17 protein-coding genes are annotated in these 18,939 nt (G+C 59.8%); 7 read left to right on the top strand and 10 right to left on the bottom strand.

Annotation, left to right across the window (positions count from 1 at the left end):
• Window positions 1–159 precede the first annotated feature (159 nt).
• Entirely contained in the window at window positions 160–1,392 is a 1,233-nt protein-coding gene (locus MHZ91_RS17960) for an MFS transporter (RefSeq protein WP_239215018.1), read from the top strand.
• Window positions 1,393–1,768: 376 nt separating this feature from the next.
• On the opposite strand, the gene MHZ91_RS17955 is transcribed toward MHZ91_RS17960, so the two are convergent.
• The 3 genes from MHZ91_RS17955 to MHZ91_RS17945 all read right to left on the bottom strand — a co-directional run bounded on the left by MHZ91_RS17955 (window position 1,769) and on the right by MHZ91_RS17945 (window position 3,248).
• On the bottom strand, window positions 1,769–2,197 hold the full coding sequence (locus MHZ91_RS17955; RefSeq protein ID WP_175137018.1) for a VOC family protein: 429 nt from the start codon (window positions 2,195–2,197) through the stop codon (window positions 1,769–1,771).
• Window positions 2,198–2,277: 80 nt separating this feature from the next.
• Entirely contained in the window at window positions 2,278–3,078 is an 801-nt protein-coding gene (locus MHZ91_RS17950) for a hypothetical protein (protein WP_239215017.1), read from the bottom strand.
• Complete coding sequence (locus MHZ91_RS17945; RefSeq protein ID WP_239215016.1) at window positions 3,060–3,248, bottom strand: hypothetical protein; 189 nt, start codon at window positions 3,246–3,248, stop codon at window positions 3,060–3,062. The genes MHZ91_RS17950 and MHZ91_RS17945 overlap by 19 nt, the downstream gene beginning before the upstream one ends.
• Window positions 3,249–3,465: 217 nt before the next feature.
• Between MHZ91_RS17945 and MHZ91_RS17940 the strand changes: the two genes are divergently transcribed.
• A complete protein-coding gene (locus MHZ91_RS17940) occupies window positions 3,466–3,840 on the top strand; it encodes a glutaredoxin (protein WP_175137016.1) in 375 nt (124 codons plus the stop codon).
• 66 nt (window positions 3,841–3,906) lie between these two features.
• Here the strand turns inward: MHZ91_RS17940 and MHZ91_RS17935 are convergent, their stop codons facing one another.
• The 3 genes from MHZ91_RS17935 to MHZ91_RS17925 form a co-directional block, all read right to left on the bottom strand.
• Window positions 3,907–6,393, bottom strand: coding sequence for a TonB-dependent receptor (locus tag MHZ91_RS17935; RefSeq protein ID WP_239215015.1), 2,487 nt, complete (start codon window positions 6,391–6,393; stop codon window positions 3,907–3,909).
• 113 nt (window positions 6,394–6,506) lie between these two features.
• A complete protein-coding gene (locus tag MHZ91_RS17930) occupies window positions 6,507–7,559 on the bottom strand; it encodes a FecR domain-containing protein (protein WP_239215014.1) in 1,053 nt (350 codons plus the stop codon).
• Window positions 7,549–8,076, bottom strand: coding sequence for a sigma-70 family RNA polymerase sigma factor (locus tag MHZ91_RS17925; RefSeq protein WP_175137014.1), 528 nt, complete (start codon window positions 8,074–8,076; stop codon window positions 7,549–7,551). Before MHZ91_RS17925 ends, MHZ91_RS17930 begins: the two co-directional genes overlap by 11 nt.
• Window positions 8,077–8,239: 163 nt before the next feature.
• Here MHZ91_RS17925 and MHZ91_RS17920 point away from each other — a divergent pair, with 163 nt between their 5' ends.
• On the top strand, window positions 8,240–8,689 hold the full coding sequence (locus MHZ91_RS17920) for a hypothetical protein (protein WP_239215013.1): 450 nt from the start codon (window positions 8,240–8,242) through the stop codon (window positions 8,687–8,689).
• A 71-nt stretch (window positions 8,690–8,760) separates the two neighbouring features.
• Here MHZ91_RS17920 and MHZ91_RS17915 read toward each other — a convergent pair whose 3' ends face one another.
• The gene (locus MHZ91_RS17915; RefSeq protein WP_239215012.1) at window positions 8,761–9,330 is read right to left on the bottom strand and encodes a cytochrome b; all 570 of its coding nucleotides are present in this window, start codon (window positions 9,328–9,330) and stop codon (window positions 8,761–8,763) included.
• Window positions 9,327–10,361, bottom strand: a complete 1,035-nt coding sequence (locus MHZ91_RS17910; RefSeq protein WP_370647835.1) for a catalase family peroxidase — start codon at window positions 10,359–10,361, stop codon at window positions 9,327–9,329. The genes MHZ91_RS17915 and MHZ91_RS17910 overlap by 4 nt, the downstream gene beginning before the upstream one ends.
• Window positions 10,362–10,749: 388 nt before the next feature.
• Between MHZ91_RS17910 and MHZ91_RS17905 the strand changes: the two genes are divergently transcribed.
• Together MHZ91_RS17905 and MHZ91_RS17900 are read left to right on the top strand one after the other, a co-directional pair.
• Window positions 10,750–11,265, top strand: coding sequence for a sigma-70 family RNA polymerase sigma factor (locus MHZ91_RS17905; RefSeq protein ID WP_239215081.1), 516 nt, complete (start codon window positions 10,750–10,752; stop codon window positions 11,263–11,265).
• A complete protein-coding gene (locus MHZ91_RS17900; RefSeq protein WP_239215010.1) occupies window positions 11,262–11,999 on the top strand; it encodes an anti-sigma factor in 738 nt (245 codons plus the stop codon). Before MHZ91_RS17905 ends, MHZ91_RS17900 begins: the two co-directional genes overlap by 4 nt.
• A gap of 100 nt (window positions 12,000–12,099) precedes the next feature.
• Here MHZ91_RS17900 and MHZ91_RS17895 read toward each other — a convergent pair whose 3' ends face one another.
• Window positions 12,100–12,432, bottom strand: coding sequence for a hypothetical protein (locus tag MHZ91_RS17895; protein WP_239215008.1), 333 nt, complete (start codon window positions 12,430–12,432; stop codon window positions 12,100–12,102).
• Between the two features lie 566 nt (window positions 12,433–12,998).
• Between MHZ91_RS17895 and MHZ91_RS17890 the strand changes: the two genes are divergently transcribed.
• Complete coding sequence (locus MHZ91_RS17890; protein WP_239215007.1) at window positions 12,999–15,995, top strand: RNA-directed DNA polymerase; 2,997 nt, start codon at window positions 12,999–13,001, stop codon at window positions 15,993–15,995.
• A 262-nt stretch (window positions 15,996–16,257) separates the two neighbouring features.
• Complete coding sequence (locus tag MHZ91_RS17885; protein WP_239215005.1) at window positions 16,258–16,962, top strand: hypothetical protein; 705 nt, start codon at window positions 16,258–16,260, stop codon at window positions 16,960–16,962.
• 499 nt (window positions 16,963–17,461) lie between these two features.
• On the opposite strand, the gene MHZ91_RS17880 is transcribed toward MHZ91_RS17885, so the two are convergent.
• A complete protein-coding gene (locus tag MHZ91_RS17880) occupies window positions 17,462–18,469 on the bottom strand; it encodes a hypothetical protein (protein WP_239215004.1) in 1,008 nt (335 codons plus the stop codon).
• Between the last annotated feature and the right edge of the window lie 470 nt (window positions 18,470–18,939).

Here is an 18,939-nt window from a genome sequence, read left to right as displayed (position 1 = left end):
GGCCGTGACCCCGCCCTCATTGCCGCGCCCCAATGAGCGACACGCGACCGGCAGCTCAAAAGGCCCGTCCGGCCGCGCGCTGACGCCCCCGATCCCGGTTTAGCTCTCCGTCAGCGCCCCTCGCCTAGAATCGGCGCTTCCCCCCGCGCCACGCCCACCATGTCCGCCGACACGCCCAGTCCGCTTTCCCGTCCGCCGTTCCTGCATTTCCTCTGCGGCCGCGTCGCGGCATCGCTGGCATTCCAGATCGTCTCCGTCGCCGTGGGCTGGCAGATCTACGCGCTGTCCGGCAGCGCGCTTGACCTCGGTCTAATCGGCCTCGCCCAGTTCCTGCCCATGGCCGCACTAACGCTCGTCGTCGGCCACGTCGCCGACCGCTACGACCGCCGCAAGATCGTCGCCATCTGCATGGCCCTCGAAGCCCTCGCCACCCTCGTCCTCGCCATCGCCGCGCTGCACGGCGTCGGCGGCAAGACGCTCATCTACGCCACCATCATCATCATGAGCTCGGCCCGCGCCTTCGAAGCGCCGACGCTCTCCACGCTGATCCCCGCCGTCGTCCCGCGCGAATGGCTCCCGCGCGCCACCGCGCTGTCCTCATCCGGCGGCCAGATCGCGCAGATCGCAGGCCCGGCGCTCGGCGGCGTTGGCTACAGCCTCGGAGCAGGGTGGATCTACTGCGTCGCCGCCGCGCTGTATCTGATGGCCTTCATCGCCATTGCCACCCTCGTCATCGAACGCGCGCCACCCCGCAAGGAACCGACCACGTGGCGCACGCTGTTTGGCGGGATCACCTTCATCTTCCAGCGCCGGCTGCTGCTGGGCACGCTGTCGCTGGATTTGTTTGCGGTGCTGCTGGGCGGGGCGACTGCGTTGCTGCCGATCTTTGCGAAAGACATTCTCAATGCAGGTCCGTGGGCGCTTGGTGCTTTGCGTGCGGCGCCTGCGTGCGGTGCGGCGCTGATGTCGTTGACGCTGGCGCGATTGAGCCTCGGCGAAAACGTCGGCCGGCTGTTGTTCGGGTCGCTTATCGTGTTCGGGCTGGCGACCACGGTGTTCGGGTTGTCGACCTCGATTCCGCTGTCAATCGCCGCGCTGGTCGTGCTGGGTGCGGCAGACGCGGTCAGCGTCGTTGTGCGGTCATCGCTGGTGCAGTTGAATACACCCGACCACATGCTGGGGCGGGTCAGCGCCGTGAACACCTTATTCGTCGGCGCGTCGAATCAGCTGGGGGAATTTGAATCTGGGCTCACTGCGCAATTGTTTGGCGCAGTGCCCGCCGTGGTGATCGGCGGGGTTGGCACGATTGCGGTCGCCGCGCTGTGGATGCGGTGGTTTCCGGAGTTGAGGCGGCTTCGGACGTTGAATGGGAATGAGGTGGCACAGACCTAACGTTTGCTGCGGTATTGCCCTCAGGCCGACCGCGGCGTTGCGCAATGTCGTCAGGCTTGTGCACGCGAACGTATTGGCCTCGTGCAGCCTGCTTCACGCTGCGCAGCAGAGCGGCCTGAAATTCGGCCATCGTGGGATCAGGTTTCTGGAACATCAAAGCCGTGCTACCTGTGCCCTCGGCTAACCATGGAATGCACCTTTCGTCCTTTCACCAACCAGTCTCTCGTGCTTGCCAGGAGATTCATTGTGAAGGAGCTTATCCCGCCATTTCACTTACCGCAGCTGAAATCGGACGAGGAGAAACACAGCGAATCTTCCAAAGAACATTCGCCGTGTCAGATGCAAAGGCCGCACTTAATGTGAAGGGTCTCGCGCCTCACAACGGGCGATTTTCAATCCAAGCCGAAAAGCGCAACAGATAGCCATCAGGGTCTTGCACTAAAAACTGCTGCACGCCAATCTCGACTGCCCCGCTTCTGTACCATCGCTCCTCGGGCTCCCGGTACAACGGCCAACCGGCATCCCGCAACGCCCTGCACAGCCCGTCGATCGACTTCACCTTGATCTCGAAATTCACACCACGACCCAACGGTGCTTCAAGCGGTGCCGTGACCCAGCCGTCGTCGCCGCGAACCTCTTCGAGCATGAACTGTGCGCCCTCGCGGTCAAGGAAAACAAACCCCTCCTCATCGCGCTGATAGACGACCTCGAAGCCGCACAAGTCGATCCAGAATTGCCGACTACGCGCGAGGTCTTTAACCATCAGCTCAGGGACCATGCGTGCTCGGTACGATTTATCTTCCATCGTCTCTCCTTTTTATTCGGGCCATCGTATCGCCCTTGACTCCAGCGGGCCATGGAAGCCCCCGCCAACTGCGACCCGCGTTACTTCCAGCTTTCCTTGCTCATCTCAAACCGATTCGGCGCCCCAGCCGCCGGATCGAAGAAATACTTGGGTTCCCGATAGACCAGCCCCTGCAGCGCAGCATCCAGCTTCGGCAGCTGAAAAGTGGCAGCACTACGCGCCTTCCGAAAATCCTCAATGCTGGCGGGCAGACGCTCCAGCGTCATCGACTCCAGCAAACACACCCATTCCCGCGCCAACACCCCGCACGAATCCTTGACCATGACTGGCTGATCATCCGGCATCTTGAACCCATCCATCAGCACCACATCACCCGCTTTCAGCGTGATCGTGGCCAACGGCGTAAACAGCAATTCCGTATTGACGCCGGCAACGGGCACCATCTCTGCCGCGCGTTCCGGGACGGCGCGCTTGGCCTCCTCCACCCAGCGATACTCCCGGGCAGCCTCATCGCAGCCGTTCCCAAAGCGCAGCGTGACCTCGCAGCCTGAGCCCAGAATATCCTCGCTGGGCGGCAGCGGCGTCCAGGGTCCCGTCTTCTTGAAATCGACGTCCGCCGTCTCCGTCAGCGTCGCCATGCCGAGGTCTTTCAGATAATCCATCGATTTCGCGCGCGCATCCGTATCCGGCAACGCCGTGCGCGGCTGGTGATAGGTAATGCGATTGAGCCGGTATTCTCCGGGCCACACCGGAATCACCTGATATGCGACCGCACCGTGCGTCGTTTGGAACAGCGGCCCGAGATCGGCGGTATCGAACTTGTGCTTGCCTTGGCCCACCGTCATCGCGTATCCCTTCTCGGTCACATGCTGCCAATGCATGCCTCGCGAGCCTGGTCGAACAGCTTGTCGGTGTTTGCGCGATGCCGCTCCCTCATGGCTGTCGCTTCGGCCTGTAGCGCTTTGTCCGTGGGCGACTGCGCCAACGCGGCGAGCGGGGCAAACAGCGCAGATACACACACAACGGCAAGCACGCGGCGAGACAGCGTCATCGGTCTTGGTTCCTCTATGGGTTAGATATTGGGCAAATCGACGCCTGCCAACCATCCGGCTGAACAGGGCCTGGGCGAGAGCGCCAGCGCATGATATCGCGGTGAGCGTTCATGCAATGCGCCAAACCGCGCCCGCTGCCAAACCGCATCCCACAAGCGCCGCCCCCGCCGCACAGAGTAGACTGACACCCTCTCTCACCATTCCGAGTCCCCATTCATGCTCGTCAAAGCCCTGCGTGTCGGCCTGGGTCAAATCATTGTCCTGGGCGACGCACTGACCCGTCCGCGTCCGCAGAAGCGCTCGCCGCAAGGCCAGGCCGCCGTCAACGCCGACGCGGCCGCGCTCTCGCTGTATCAATTCCAGGCGTGCCCCTTCTGCGTGAAGACACGCCGCGCCATGCATCGGCTCAATGTGCCGGTCGCGCTGAAGGATGCCAAGAACGACCCCGAAGCGCGCGCCGCATTGCAGGCGGGCGGCGGCAAGGTGAAGGTGCCTTGCTTGCGCATCGAAGACGCCGACGGCACGCGCTGGATGTACGAATCCAACGACATCATCGCGTACCTGGAAAGGCGCTTCGCCAACGTTGCCTGACCACGCGAAAAGCAAACGGCCTGCCGAAACATACGGCAGGCCGTTTTCAATTGCGCAACGAACGCGTCAGAACCTTCCCCGCAGCGTCAGCAGCACGCTACGCGGCGCGCCGTAGTTGTTGCGGTTTTCCAGATAGCCCGGGTACTCGTAGTAGACCTTGTCGAACAGGTTGTTCACGTTCACCGCCGCGGTCCAATGCGAAGTCAGGTCATACGCAACGCGCGCGTTCCACACGCTATACGAAGGACGCCGCACGTTTGAAATCGTGTTCGTCAGCGCGCTCTGCCAATTGACGCCCGCACCGACGCTCAACCGATTCAAGTCACCCGGCAGGCGGTATTCGCTCCACACGCGCAGCATGTGCCGCGGCGTTTCTTCGCTGAAGGTCTGGCCCTCGCGCTCGGGGTCGCTCAGATACTTGTTGCTGTTGAACGTATAGCCCGCGGCCACTTGCAGGCCCGGCGCCAGTTCGCCGCTCATCTCGGCCTCGAAGCCCTGGCTGCGCACCTTGCCCGCCGCGCGCGAGCAATAGCCGCCATTGCAGACCGGTCCGGCCTCGTAATCCTGCACCGCGCGATTCTTCTGGTCGATGCGGTAGACGGCGAACGACGTGTTCAGCCTGCCGTCCATCAACTCGCCCTTGATGCCCACTTCATAGTTCGCGCCCACGATGGGCTTGAGGACGCTGCCGTCCAGCGTGGTGGCCGTCTGCGGCTCGAAGATATCCGCATAGCTGGCATAGGCCGACCACTGCGGCGTCAGCGCGTACACCAGGCCCAGGAACGGCGTGAACTCCGCGCTGGCTTTCGCGGTGCTCACGTCGCTCCACGTTGCGGCCTGCGTCGTGTAGCGGCTTTCAAACCAACTGAATCGACCGCCGGAGACCAGCGTCAGGTCGTCCGTCAGGCTGCTGCGCAACTGCGCATAGATCCCTTTCTGCACGTGCGGGTCATAGCGGGACAGCCGCTGCGAATCCGGAAAGCTCTCGGGCTTGGGCACATGCGGATCCGGATTGAAGACATCCAGCGGCAGGTAGTTGGACGCGTATTCGATCCGATCGCTGGACTTCAGGCGCGACATGCTCACGCCCACGGTCAGGTCCTGCGCCATGCCCCACGTCGTGAAGCGGCCGTTCACAGTGGCATCAAAGCCAAAGTGCTCGGCGGACTTGTCGTAGTTCCAGGCGTTGCGCATCGGCCCCATCAACGTCACCGGGTCCACCGCCCCCGTCGCATCCAGTGCCGACGTCAGGCTGCTTTCCTTCACGTACGTGCCCGCGATGTTCAAGCGCCAGTCGCTGTTGAAGCGGTGCGTGAGGTCGGCAAAAACCTGCGTCTCGTCGCGGTCCCATTGGTTCCAGTCCGCGCCCAGAAAGGTCGAGCGCTTCAGGTCCAGCGAGCGGCCGTCGCTGTAGCGCGGCAGCCCGCCAAAGAAGGGCGTCGACCGCACCCGCGACACAAGCACACCCGCGCCCACCGTCGTGCGCGGCGACACGTCGTAGTCCAGCGCAAAGTACAGGTTGGTGTTGCGCTCCTTCACCACGTCGATGAACGAACCCTTGGTGTCGTAGTCCAGCACCGCACGCGCCCGCAGACTGCCGTCGGCGTTCAGCGCGCCGCCCGCATCCAGCATGCCGCCCACGTGATCCCACGAGCCCGCGCGCGCTTCCATCAGCACCTGCGTCTCGGCCGTAGGCCGCTTGCGCACCAGGTTGACCGATCCGCCCGGCTGGCCCGCGCCTTCCATCAGGCCTTGCGCGCCCCGCAATACCTCGACGCGATCCAGATACGCCGTGCTGCCCGTGAAACTGTTGCCCACCGCGTAGAAGCTGCGCGACAGCGGCACGCCGTCGTACTGGATGTTCGTGATCTTGAAGCCGCGCGAATAGAAATTGCGGCCGCCGTCGGCCACTTCGCTGATCGTCACGCCCGTCGTGTTCTCCAGCACCTCGCTGATGGTCGAGAGATTCTGATCGTCCATGCGGCGGCGCGTGATCACCGTGACGGACTGCGGAATGTCCTTGAGCGCCTCTTCCGTCTTGCCGATGGTCGCCGCCCGGGCCGCGTAGGAGTTCGTGTTCTCGGTGGTCGCATTGAAGACGCCCGTCACCAGCACCGGCGCCAGCGTGCTGGCCGCGGACTGCGGCTCGGCCTCGATGCGGATGCCGCCATCCACATTGACGGCGCGATAACCCGTGCCAGACAGCAAGGCGCGCAAACCGTCTGCCACGCCATACTGGCCGTTCAGGCCCGCGCTACGCGCACCGTTCAACTGCGCGGACGAATACGCCAGCGAAATCCCGGCCTGCCTGGCGAATTCCGCCAGCGTGTCATTCAACGGACCCGGCGCGATCGCATAGGCGCGCGACGCGGCAGAGGGCGCGTTTGCGGCGGGCGCTGTCTGAGCGCGCGCAGTCGTCGGGCTGGCGGACAACGCGGCCAGACCGAGCGCCGCCGCCAGCGGCAGGAGAACGGCAAGGGAAGGGGTGGGGCAGGCGCGCATGCAAGCCCGGGCGCCCGGCGCCGTGGCGTCCGGGTGTCGGTAGGTCTTCACGAAAGGGTTACTCCAATGAGGGTCGGTCCATCTTGGGCAGTGCGCACTGCTTCAAGCGGTATGACGAACGAATTCGCCGATCCCCTCAAATAATTTTTACCGGGCGTTGTCCATCACGCGCGCGCCCGCACCCGCGTGACGCGCCCGCCCCACCACAGGCGGCCGGATTGCGGTTCGATCGGCAGGATCTGACGCAGCAGCGCCAGCACCTTGTGCGTGTCGTCCAGCTGAAACACGCCGGATACGCTAAGCCGCGCCACGGCGGGGTCGCATTCGATTGCGCCGTGATAACGCGACAGTTCCTGCAGGAATGCGGCGAGCGGCATATCCCGCACCGACAGCGCGCCTTCGACCCAGGCGCCGCCATCCATCACGCGGGTATCGGTTGGCCCCGCACTGAATACCTTCTGACGCGTCATCCGCGCGGATTCGCCTGCCTGCAGTGTCTTTGCGGCCTCGTCGCCGCCGTCGCGCGGCAGCATGGCGACCATGCCTTCGTCCACCGACACTTCACTGGCCTCGTCCCACTGACGTACCCGATAGCGCGTCCCCAACGCCCGCGCCTGACCATCGCGCGTCTCTACAAACAGCGGACGCGACAGCGGGTCGCTGCCGGAGATCAGATAGACCTCGCCGGCCAGCAACGTGATCCTGCGCGCTTGATCGCCATAATGGATGTTGACCGCCGTATCCGTGTTCAGCACCAGCGTGCCGCCGTCCGGCAACACGACCCGCCGCCGCTCGCCGCGCGACGTGGCCACATCCGCCAGCGCATGCTGAACCAGCTGCGCATCGCGCGCCTGCCACGCCATCCAGCCGCCCGCCGCCAGCACGCCCAGCGACATCAACGCCTTGCGCCGCGAACGCAGCGCCTGCGCCGTACCCGTCTGCCGAAGAATCCGCGTCGCGGCTTCAGGAGGCATGTCTATGGCGGGCCGCTGCAAACGAGCGCTCAATGCCTGCAACCGCTCCCAAACGAGCGCATGCGCCGGGCTAGCGCCCAGCCACGCATCGAACGCGCGCCACGCCGACGCGTCCGCTGTGTTGTATTGCAGCTTGATGCGCCAACGGATGGCGGCGTCCAGCACCGCCGCATCGCCCGCGCCGTTCAGAGTGACATCCACACCCGCGCCGGGCTTGGCCGACGCCACGCGATCAGCACTCATAGACCAGGCGATAGCAGTGTTGCAGGGCCTGCGCCAGATAGCGCTCAACCGTCGCCACCGACTTGCCCACCTGACGCGCGATCTGCGGGCAGGTATGGCCCTCCATCTGCGCCAGCAGAAACACCTCGCGCACCTCAGGCTTCAACCGGCCCAGCATCTGCGCGATCTGCTCCAGCGATTCCAGGATCAGCAGGCGGGATTCTTCGGACGGCCAATGTTGTTGGGGATAGGTCTGCAACACCGCCAGGTAATTGCGCTCGATTTCCTGGCGGCGCCAATGGTCGACCAGAAGGCGGTTGGCGATGGTGCGCAAGTAAGCGCGCGGCTCGCGCAGGGCGGTTTCGGTCTGGGCGGAGGAATTGGCCGAGAGCAGGCGAACAAACGTGTCCTGTGCCAGATCCGCCGCGCGATGCGCGTCGCCAAGCTTCAGGCGCAGCCAGCCATGCAGCCAGGAATGGTGGTCACGGTAAATCGTCGAGATACCGGCGTCGGGACTGGCGCTGGGCTTGGCGGACATCGGACGGGCTTTGTTAATGGGAATGGTTCCTATTATAGGGGTGAAGGCGAAACAGGTCGGATTGGGTGATGCGGGCGGCTTCGGTACGGGTTCTAGGCTTTGCGGCCGTCCGTCTGGCGTGAATCCGGTACTTGAGGCCTAAGATGTCGCCCAAGGAGCGAGTATGGCCACCAAGAAAATGACACCATCGCTGAAGCATTCCGCCCGCCGCGTCGCCATGACGCTAAGCGCGACCAGCCTGCTTGCCGCATGCGAACCCTCGCTGCCGCCACCGCCGGCGGGGTCGAAGCTCACCGCTGAAACCATCGCTACGCGCGAGGCGCCGGCCGAGCATCAGTTCAAGGGCGTGCTCGCGGGAAAGCCTATTCATCTGCTTGCGCACAACTGCAAGGTGTATCGGGTAGATCCAGCCGAAGGCGAGAACGTGAGCTGGACGCTGGTGCTGGAAGGCGATTTCTACCCCTTGCCGACGTCATGCTTGAGTCAATCGCTGACGGAAGAGAAGGGCGGCGTGACGGCGTTCATCGGGCGGCAGGCGCTTGGGGCTGGCGGGTGTTGCACGGGAACGCCGAAGTATCGGACGAAGGATGGCGTGACGTGGAGGCCGAATTGAATTCGTGTCACCCCCTTTGCGCTTCGATCGCATGGGCCATGGAGGATGCCTCACATGGCCCATTCCTCACGTTAGCGCGATGACACCGGACGCCCCCGCGTCATCGATTCCAGCACACCATCCCGCCGCACCCAGCCATGAAACAACGCCGCGGCCAGATGCAGCAGCACCGTCGCGAACAGCAGGAAGGCCAGATAGCGATGCGCGCCCCGTAGCCAACTGAACAGCGCCGCATCCGCAGGCGCAATGGGCGGCAACTGCCAACCGCCCGCCACGACCGGATAGCCGCCCGCTGACAGCATCGCCCAGCCGATCAACGGCATCGCGAACATCAGCGCGTACAGCAGGATATGCGAGGCCAGCGCCGCATGGCGTTGCCAGGCCGGCAGATCAGCGGGCAACGCGGGCGCGCCCTTGAACACGCGCCTGGCCAGCCGAATGCACACCAGCGCCAGCAGCGCCAAGCCCAACGGCTTATGGATCTGCACCAGCCACTGATGCCGCTCGGACACCGACGCCACCATGCCCACGCCGATGAACAGCATCGCGAGTATGCCGGCCGCCATCGACCAATGCAGCACGCGTGCGAATAGGCTGAACGTGGCGGGCGGCCGGCGGGTCTGATTAGGCGACGGGATCATTGGGCGCGCTCCGGTTGAGTCGAATGGGATGACGCAGCGGCGGCTTTAGGCGGCCCTTCGCCCGTGCGGCGTTCATAGGAGGCCGCATAAGCTGCGGAACGCGCCGCCAGCAGCGGGTCGTCGGAAACAGCGATGCCTTGCGGCAATACGGTCGGGTCGTAGTTCACATCGCGACAGGGACCGTCGCTTTGCGGTGCGCTGCTGGTTATCACCACGGTGCCGGCGTCGACAGTCGGCCGGTCCGCCGGCCACTGGCGGGTTGCGTCGTTAGTTGAATCGCCGGGTTGTCCCAACGTAAGCAGCAGACGCCAGCGCAACGGCCCTTGCGTCAGGCGCTGTTGCAGATCGGTTTGCAGATAGTCCGCATCGTGTCCCGGCTGCGCGAGAGGCGCCGCCGCCGCGTCCAACGGCGCCAACTGCCAGCGCACCGGCTGCCGCCTTCCGTTCCCATCGATCAGGTAGAAAGCGTTCAGGCCGTAATAGTCTTCGGTGGCGTAGCTGGCCGAAGGCTTGGCGGTCTTGGCCCACGCAAGGAACGCCGCCGCTTCAGGATGCGCCGCGAAGAAGGCCTGCATGCGCTGCGGATTGGGCTTGCCCGTCTTGGGATCGGGCCGACCGGCAAGCTGCTGATCGTAGAACGCCTGAGGGGTCGACAGCGGAAACACCGGCATGCTGTTCATGCCGGTACGCCACTGTTCGCCATTGGCCGACGTGAACATCAAGGCAAAGCTGCGGATCGGGACGCTGGAGTCCGACGCGTAAGGGTTGCCGCCGGGCAGGGCGAGCCGTCCCACCACCGGCGTGCTGCCCGGCGCAAACACCGAGGCGGTGGATAAGTCGTGGGCGGCGCCGCTGCTTTCAAAGCGGCCGATCACACAGACGCCTTTGGCGTGGTTACGGCGAAAGCCCTCGTGGACGCCGCTGTTGGCTTCCAGGGCGTTCACCACGCGGTCTGGGGTCAGGCGCTGAGGGTCGAGCCAGCCGCCTACGTAGGCGAACGCGGCGCCGGAGGCGAGCACGATGGCGCCAATTGCGGTGAGGCGAAGGAGGGTTTGCGGGGCGGTGAGTGGCCGGGGCGTCTGGCTCCGGCCTTTCGGGGGCTGGCCGTCTTGGTGCCGTGCACCCGGCGGTTGGCGATTCGGCGGCAAGCGGCCCGGCGGCTGGCTTCCCGGTGGCGTTTGACCCGGCGGCGGGCCGTTGCGGTCAGATCCTTGTTGCATAAGGCTCCTTGCCCATGGGGCGATGAATACCCCTGTAGGACGCCGTGCGAAAAAAGTTATTCCGCGATGGAATAAACCCGCCGGTGCGGCGTCTTACTGCATTGACCTGTAAGCTGGTTGCGCAGGCCTGTCCCAGGAACCCGCCATGATTCAACCGGTCCGCGTGCCGCCCGACGCGCCGGCATCCACCGACGACGAGATGCCAGCGGAAGAACTCTCCGACGCCATGCTGCGCCAACTACTGCCGCGCCTGCGGCGTTTTGCGCTGCGCCTTACGCGCGATGCGGTCGCGGCCGACGACCTGGTGCAATCCACCTTGGAAAGAGCGCTAACCCGCTGGCGCGGCCGCCGCCCGCAAGGCGACGTGCGCGCGTGGCTCTTCACAATCCTGTACCGCCAGTTCCTGGACGCCCAACGCCGCTCGCGCCGCTACGCGCGGCTGCTGTCATGGTTTGCTGGGTCCGACGCCGCCGCGCCGTCGGCCGAGCGCGAAGTCATCGCGCGATCTTCCCTGGATGTCTTCGAACGCCTGCCCGAGGCGCAGCGCACGCTGCTGTGGCTCGTCAGCGTGGAAGGCATGAGCTACAAGGCCGTCGCCGATGTTTTAGACGTACCGCTGGGCACCGTCATGTCGCGCCTGTCCCGCGCGCGGAGTGCCTTGCGCGAATTGCATGAGGGTCAGGCCGGCGAGGCTCGTCTGAGGATATTGAAATGAAAGAACGCTCTATCGATGATCTGACGCGCAATGCGTATGTGGACGGACAGTTGGATCCGTCGCAATTGCAGGAGTTACAGGCGTATTTGCGGGCGCATCCTGATGAGGCGCAGGAGCTGGAGGCTTGGCGTCGGGATGCGCAGCGGCTGCGGGAAGGGGCTGGCGGGGATGGTCTGCCGGGTAATCCTGCGTTGGATCCTGCTGCGGTGCGTGCGGGGCTAAGAGTTCGCACGCGGCGGCGGATGGCGATGGCGGCTAGTCTTGTTGTGGCGGTGGCGATTGGCGGGGTTACGGGATGGAGTGCTCGCAATACGGCTATGGCGAATCGGGTGCTGCCGATGCAAGATGCGATGCAGGCTTATCGGTTGTTTGCGTCTGCGGATGCGCCGCAGCCGGATGTACGTGCGGATGCAGGGGATTTGCAGGGGTGGTTGGATGCGTATTTTGCGCATGCCGAGCGGTTGCCGAATTTGAGCGATAGCGGGTTTAGGCCTGTTGCTGCGCGTTTGTTGGCTACCGATCAGGGGCCTGCTGCGCTTGTTATCTATGAGAACGCGGGGCAGCGCGCTACGTTTTATATCCGGCCGCCTGGGCCGGGGGGGCAGTTTCTTGCGCAAGGGAGCCGCAGGGATGGGGAGCTGCTGGCGCGGTATTGGTCGGGGCAGGGGTACAACTATGCGTTGGTGACGGCGGGGGATGGGCGCGGTCAGCACATGCAAGTGGGTGAATCGTGACGCCGCGGAGCGATTAACGCCTCAGATCGCGCACGTTTTCGTTGAAATCTAATGGCTCGGGCCTGTCGCACATTGCGCCAAGCCCGAGCCGTTTTCACGCTTACTGCATCGATGCTGGCGCGTCGTGCGTGGGGTCGGCGCGACCGGCGTCTTGTGCGCACACTCGTGCCGATTCCAGCATGGCGTCGGTCATGGCGCCCATGTGGTCACACAGGCCTTCCACGCCGCCCATCAATGCGGCCACGGTCCACGCGTCCAGCGGCTGCGCGCCGGTAGCGTCCGGTTCAGAGGCGCTGTTTCCGTCAAGGCGAGCGATCGAAGCGATGGCGTATCGGGCGCGGTCGATGTTGTAAAGGTGCGAAAGGGGAACCAGGCCGTGTTCGGGGTTGGTGTCAACGGACCAGGGATTTTCGGTGAGGGGGTGGGATTGCATGGACTTACTCCGACGATATGGAAATCCCGCTGCCCCACTTCCAAATGGGGCGGGCGGGCACAGGACAAGGTTGGAAGACCGGATCGTCGGAACCGGCGTACGACTGGCGCACCCCTGCCAAGGCCCGCCCATTGGACGCGCGAAGGCGTGCTGACCAAGAGGTCAACACCGACGAATTTTCCGGCTTCCACACCGGGCTACCGTTAGCGGTGGTAGTCGGAGGAGTATACGGGTTGAAGCGACTCCAGTCGGAAAAAGAGGGATAGATTAGCAACTGGGTATTGGGACGGACATCAGCAAGCGTCTGCTTCCGCTGGTGCTTTTATCCGAACGCGCCACTCGCGAGGCAGGGACCATCGCATACTGCGCAATTGTTGCTGCCCCTCAAAATCGCCCTGCAAGTACGGACCCCAATGAGGAGTTTCAGCTCCATAATTTCGTAGCTGCTATAAGATTCTGAAACCAAGAGCTGGAAACCGAAAGCACGCAGACTAAGTGACCGGCGATCTCATGCAATAAGTCTGTCTGAAAGAACTGAGGAAGCAATGCCAGTCTTGCGAGTTGAGATGTTTAGCCTCGCCAATCTTTACGTCGCCTACCGCAAGGCAAAGGCCGAGGCTTTTTACGAGAACACCCACTTCCATGCGTTGTCATTCACGAAATACGAGCAAGATTTAGATGAAAATCTTAAAAAATTGCGATGCCGATTGCTGAAGAGAAAGTCAGATTGGTCAACCGATTTGTCGTTCATCGGAGATTACGCCTACCTGCCAAAGTCAGTGGATTGCAGCGCTTGGGATACTGAAATTGAAGGACATTTTCGCGCCCTTGATCCTCGCCGAGACTGGCAGCACAGATTCGAAGAGGCAGGAAACCGAGCTCGCGCCACGCTCCGCCTCGTTATTCGTCCGACCGTTGACTTTCAAATTGTGTCCGCCCTGTGGATCATGTTTGTCGGCCACCTCTTTGATGCCTCACTTGATCAAAGTACCTCGTTCGGGAATCGACTAAGGCGCACATATCGAGAGCCTGCAGACGCTAGGGTGGGCTTACCAAGCATCAACCTCTCAACGCCCGGGCTTTTCGCGCCTTACTTCTCAGCATACCGAGATTGGCGCGAGAAGGGACTTTCAGCTATGGACACGGCGCTGGCGTCCGATAAGAGCATTTTGGCCATTACGATGGACATTGAAAAGTTCTATCACCGAGCCTCTCCACGTTTTCTTCTACGTCCAGCTTTCCTAAATGCTCTGCAATTGTCCCTTTCTCCTACCGAGCGACGATTTACAGAACAGCTGCTCGCTGCAATGAGCACCTGGTACCAAAGCACGCCTGATTTTAAGACTAGGCCGAAAGGCGCGATTCCAGTAGGACTATCGGCGTCGAAGATCATTGCGAACGTCCTGCTGGTCGAATTTGATCGCTTGACGGTCAGAAAGTTGAAACCGATCTATTATGGTAGATATGTTGACGATATTTTTTTGGTTTTAAAGGCATCTCCGGATGAAGGCGGCGCTCAACAGGTGACACAACGCATCGCCGAAAAAATGGCACCCCTTGTCGAGGTTAGAAGAAACAAAGACGGCCCTGGCTCGCTATCCCTCAAACTTCCTTACGCTAAAGACTCCGAGCTTGTTTTCGCAGGAGTCAAGCAAAAGATATTCTTCCTGTCTTCGGCCCATGGATCTGACCTCGTACACCAAATTCGAGATCAGATCCGACAACAGTCCAGTGAATATCGTCTCTTGCCGGCCGTACCCGAGAGCGGTATTGCGATGGCCTCTCGCGCATTATTGGCAACACCCAGTGCAGCACTTCAGGCAGATGCCCTCCGAAAAGCGGATGTCGTTTCGGTCAGGCGGCTAGGTTTCTCGTTGTTACTGAGCGACATTGAAACGTACGCCGCAGATCTGCAACCTGCAACCTGGCAAGTTTTAAGGAATGAGTTCTACGGCTTAGTCAGTCGCCACGTCGTGACTCCGGTGGGCTTCTTCGAATTCTTCGGCTATATTCCCCGTGTATTCGGACTTATGCTCAGCTGCGGAGATACTAAGGACGCGAAAAAGTTAATAGCCAATTTGACTTCGCTCGCGGATCTTTTGCTATCAACGACGACACTAGGCGAGCGCAATTATAAGCAACTATTTCATCTGTGCCTCCAGCAGTACGCAAATGCACTGCTTCAAGCAGGGCTGCAGGCGGCAACACTTCGAACAGTCACAATTAGCCCAGGATATCTCGGAGTCCTCCGAAGCCTGAAGACGCTCTGTAGGGACATTAAAATTCCATCCACAGTCAAAACGCTGCAATCTCTAGTGAAAAGCGTTTTACTGGCAGATTGGGGAAGGAGGCCTTATAAGGAGCATTGGTTTCAGACTCAGCAATCTGATGAAGTTGGGCCGGAGGTCCCGCGCGAGATGGAAGTTCGGCGGCAGTTAAGGCTTGGCGCTGTGCGCCGTTTCCGATTAGAGGCAACAGAACTTAAAAAGCCATATTGGCCTGCGCTCGCATTTCCCACGCGGCCTTTGAGACTAGATGAAATTGGTTTAGTGGCACCTGCAGTCTTGTCTGACCCAATCCTGTTCAAGACCGCGATACGAACTCTTCGGGGTGCCGAAGTCGTGTCACCGGCCCCCTTCGGCTTTAGCAAAGACGGTGAAGACGCCGCGGTCAGGCGCTTCAAGGTTCCAGGTAAGTCTCGGCCGCGCATTCGGATCGCCGTTACGAGCGTTGAGACTTCAGAAGGCCAGTGGGAGGCGGCGGCCACTGGCAAGCAAGATCGTTCAGTCTCGCGTTACATCGCATTCAATGCCTTGCTCAATCGCATTATGAAAGAGCGGATTAAACCAGACTACATCGTGATGCCTGAGTTAAGCGTTCCACTGCGTTGGGCTCTGCGTGCGGCGCGCAAATTGGCTTCAAACGGTATCTCAATGCTGGCGGGCGTTGAATATCACAGAGATCGTGCAACACAAAACCTCCGGAACGACTGTCTCGTTTCTTTGACCACTTTTTGGCCCGGTTACGCGAGCAATGTCGTCGTTCTTCAGTCAAAGTTCCAGCCTGCGCATGGCGAGAAACTGCAACTTCGAAAGTTGCTCGGCAAGAAGGGCAGACTTCACACACCAGTTGGGCAGAAGGCGAAACCAACGTTGTATGAACACCGAAACTTCCACTTTTCTCCTTTAATATGTAGCGACCTCACAAACATTTCTCACAGACATGTGCTGCGGGGAGCTGTCGATGCACTCTTTGCTCTGGAATGGAATCCTGACACAAAGACATTTGCTTCGTTGGTCGAATCGACGGCGAACGATCTGCACGCATTCGTAATTCAGGCAAACAATCGAAAATATGGCGACAGCCGAATTCGCGCTCCGGCAAATCGGGACTACGCACGCGATGTTGTGCGTGTGAAAGGTGGAATCAGCGACTACTACGTGCTCGGAGAGATAGACTATAAACGGTTGCGCTCCGAACAGCGTCGTATTAATAAAGAGCCGCGATTCAAGCCAAAACCGATTGGCTACGAAATGTCGAAAGCACGAAAGACCATGAGATGAGCGATGGAGCGCAGTGAGACAGCAGGGTGCATTGCCCCGATTAGAAACCTACTTTCAAATCCGTCTTGCGCGCATTGTATCGGCAACTTTCAGCCCCAAAGGGGCCGCTTATGGCCCGAAGCAGTCTATGCTGAAAGACCGCTCTTTTGGCTCCACTCGAATCGCGTTTTCTTGGCCATTGCCGTAGGATAACGCGATAGAGTTAAAGTAGTTGAAGGATAAAAATAGCCAGAAATAATTACGCAGCTCTATGGAATGGTAGATGGAAGAAATTAATCTAGCAACGTTGCTCCACCCAGTCCGCTATGAGCGGCGCATGGTGATTTTCTTCGATACTTTGGGCTGGAAATCAAAAATCGAGCTTGCTGGGAGCGACCCCGACAAAATCGCGCAACTTTCACTTTTACCAAGGCTCTTAAAACTGAGCTTTATCGATAAGCTGTCCGCTGCAGGGGATCGGAAGCTCAGCGCGTTTTCTGATTGTGCGGCTGTGAGCATGCCGTATGACGAATCCGATATAGAAAGAACGCTTCGCGGGTTGTGCGCGGTTGTAGCGGGCGCCGCCGTGATGGGCTTTTTTATCCGGGGGGCCGTCACCGTTGGAGACCTATACCACGACGACGACGTGATTTTTGGTCCAGCACTGAACCGCGCGTACATCTTGGAGACGAACGGTGGACCTCCGCGGATCATCCTAGATCCAGACATTGAGGCGTTCCACCGCCTATCAATAGACGGAATTTTCAATGAGGACAATAAATTATTTTTAGACCCATTTGTTATCTCCCACTTCGTCTCCTCCCGTGAAGCTCATGCCTCAACTGGGCCGTACTCGGGACTTCAACTGTACGAGCTTGTAGCTCGCCGAGCAAAGGAGGAGCTGGACCGCGCGACCGATAAGAAGGTTCGAGAGAAATATGAGTGGCTCTACACACGGATGTCCGAGCGGATCAAGCGAATCGCATAATGGAGTTGGCGCCCTCGGGCCGCACAATTCCATTATCGCAAACGTAAAAAATAATTGCGAAGCAAGGGCCTCGGCTATTCCCGGCCAGCTTAAGGCAGCCTACTGACCTCGAAGCCGAACGTTGGCCCAATGACAAAAGGCAGAGCACGCCAGAAGGGCCAAACCTGAAGGGCCAGGATCGTCAGTCTGAATCCAAGCTGGACAGCAGTGAGTTCGGCACGCCGTCCAGTTGCCGTTTCTACTGGTGAACGACAAAAGAGGTCCGACTTTCCGCCTACTCCAAGACCTCTGGCGCATCATCAAGTTCACAATGGCCGTACGAAAGTCCCTTGGAAGCGCGGAAGAGCGTCCGCAGACGGCCTTGAGCAGTCGTCGCCAACGAGTCGATTTCGACTTCTTGCAGACATCCAACTCTCGGACACGAACGTTACGTTGCTTTTCAACTAGTCAGGGAGTGCATAGGCCCAACCCAGTGAGCCGTGGCCCATTTAAATGCCTGTTATGCCTTTGCCGAAATAGCCTGCTGAATTTCATTTTTATGCAGCCGTTCGATAACCTTCTCTGTTTTTATCGTCCTGAATTTTCCGCCCATATCTATGTATATTAGTTCATCATCATCTAAAGCCTTTGACTCTCGCCCAGCAAAATCACAGAGGTTAGCGAAGTAATCTTTAGCATATCTAAATGCGGCAACGGCTTCATTTGTCGTTGTACCGACGGTTAATAATTCCATTTTTTTGTCGCCGTTCAACACAGTGGGGACAAGAAGGCTATTTTGGGCTAGCTCAACATAAATTTCTGGCAACCCGAGCTTCTGGCTTAATCGATAAATTGTGCTGCAGAAATTGGCGATATAGAAACTGTAGGTAAGTTGAGGATTTTTATCTCGGATAACCGCATCGAGTTGCCATCTGGCCGAAGACAATTCTCTTTCAATGTCCTCGAATGCGTCTTCATTTACAAGAGGGATTCCCCTCTCAGGCTTACCGGTGAAAAAAACTTTATGCACCCGCGGGTGTACTTTAAATTTTCCTATTATGCAATCAAGATATTCAACCTCCCCTATTTGGCTGAAATAGCTAAACAATTCTTTTCGATGGGAATGAAAGAGGTCGATGTTGTTTTTTTGCTGCGTAATCTTAATCTGCTTCGCAGTTTGCTTCGTCGCGTGAAGGCGAGATACAAGAACGGACAATGGTAGTGCGATAGATAGCACTCCTAAAGGAAGCGCGCTGATCGATACGAATACCTTTAGCCCTTCACTTGTCAAAGATATGGAGTACCCGGCCCAAGAAACTGCTCCAAGAGCGAGAAAGTATAAAAATGGTGACAGAATTGAAATCCACAATAAGCCTTGTTCGGAAAGACCACTTTCCTCGTCTAAAGTTAGAGTGGATCTGAGTCGGTCGAAAAGCCAAGGCCCTCTTCCTAAAATTCCCGCGATGGCTATTGTGGGTACTAATAGCGGTAGCAATATAAGGGCCAAAAGGCTGAGCACTTCACTCAATCACAGCTCCCGCGTTAGGCACAGGCGTTAATTTTCGATAGGGCAGGCACACTACTAAGCGTCAAAGTACGGTGCGCCCTGCTGCTCACTCGACTCACAATCAGCATCGGCGAGAATACTGATATTCAATCATTCTACCTATTGGCCGCTTCCAGTCAAAAGCAGAATCTGACCGATCAGCGTTAAACGAGAGATAGCATCTCATAAACTGACGACCAACAATTTCTTTGCTTTCGGACGCATCAGAATCGTCAACTAAACCCTCGGATTCCCGGGTGCCTCATCGGCGCTTTGGGTAGACCGGCACTCAGGGTTTGAAATTGCACGAGGCAGTTTTGCCCCTGTCCCGGGGAGTGTCATAAATTTTGTGTTTGGGGCCTAACATGTTGCTCAAGGAGCATGTATGGCTACCAAGAAAAAGACACCGCTGAGGGAACTGCCGGCGATTCCCGCCGAGCTGGTTGATCAAT

This window comes from Achromobacter sp. ACRQX (genome assembly GCF_022346505.1).
Taxonomy (GTDB): Bacteria; Pseudomonadota; Gammaproteobacteria; order Burkholderiales; family Burkholderiaceae_B; genus Achromobacter; species Achromobacter animicus.
Note: the sequence above shows the minus strand (reverse complement) of the source record. Positions and strands in the feature narration are given on the sequence as shown.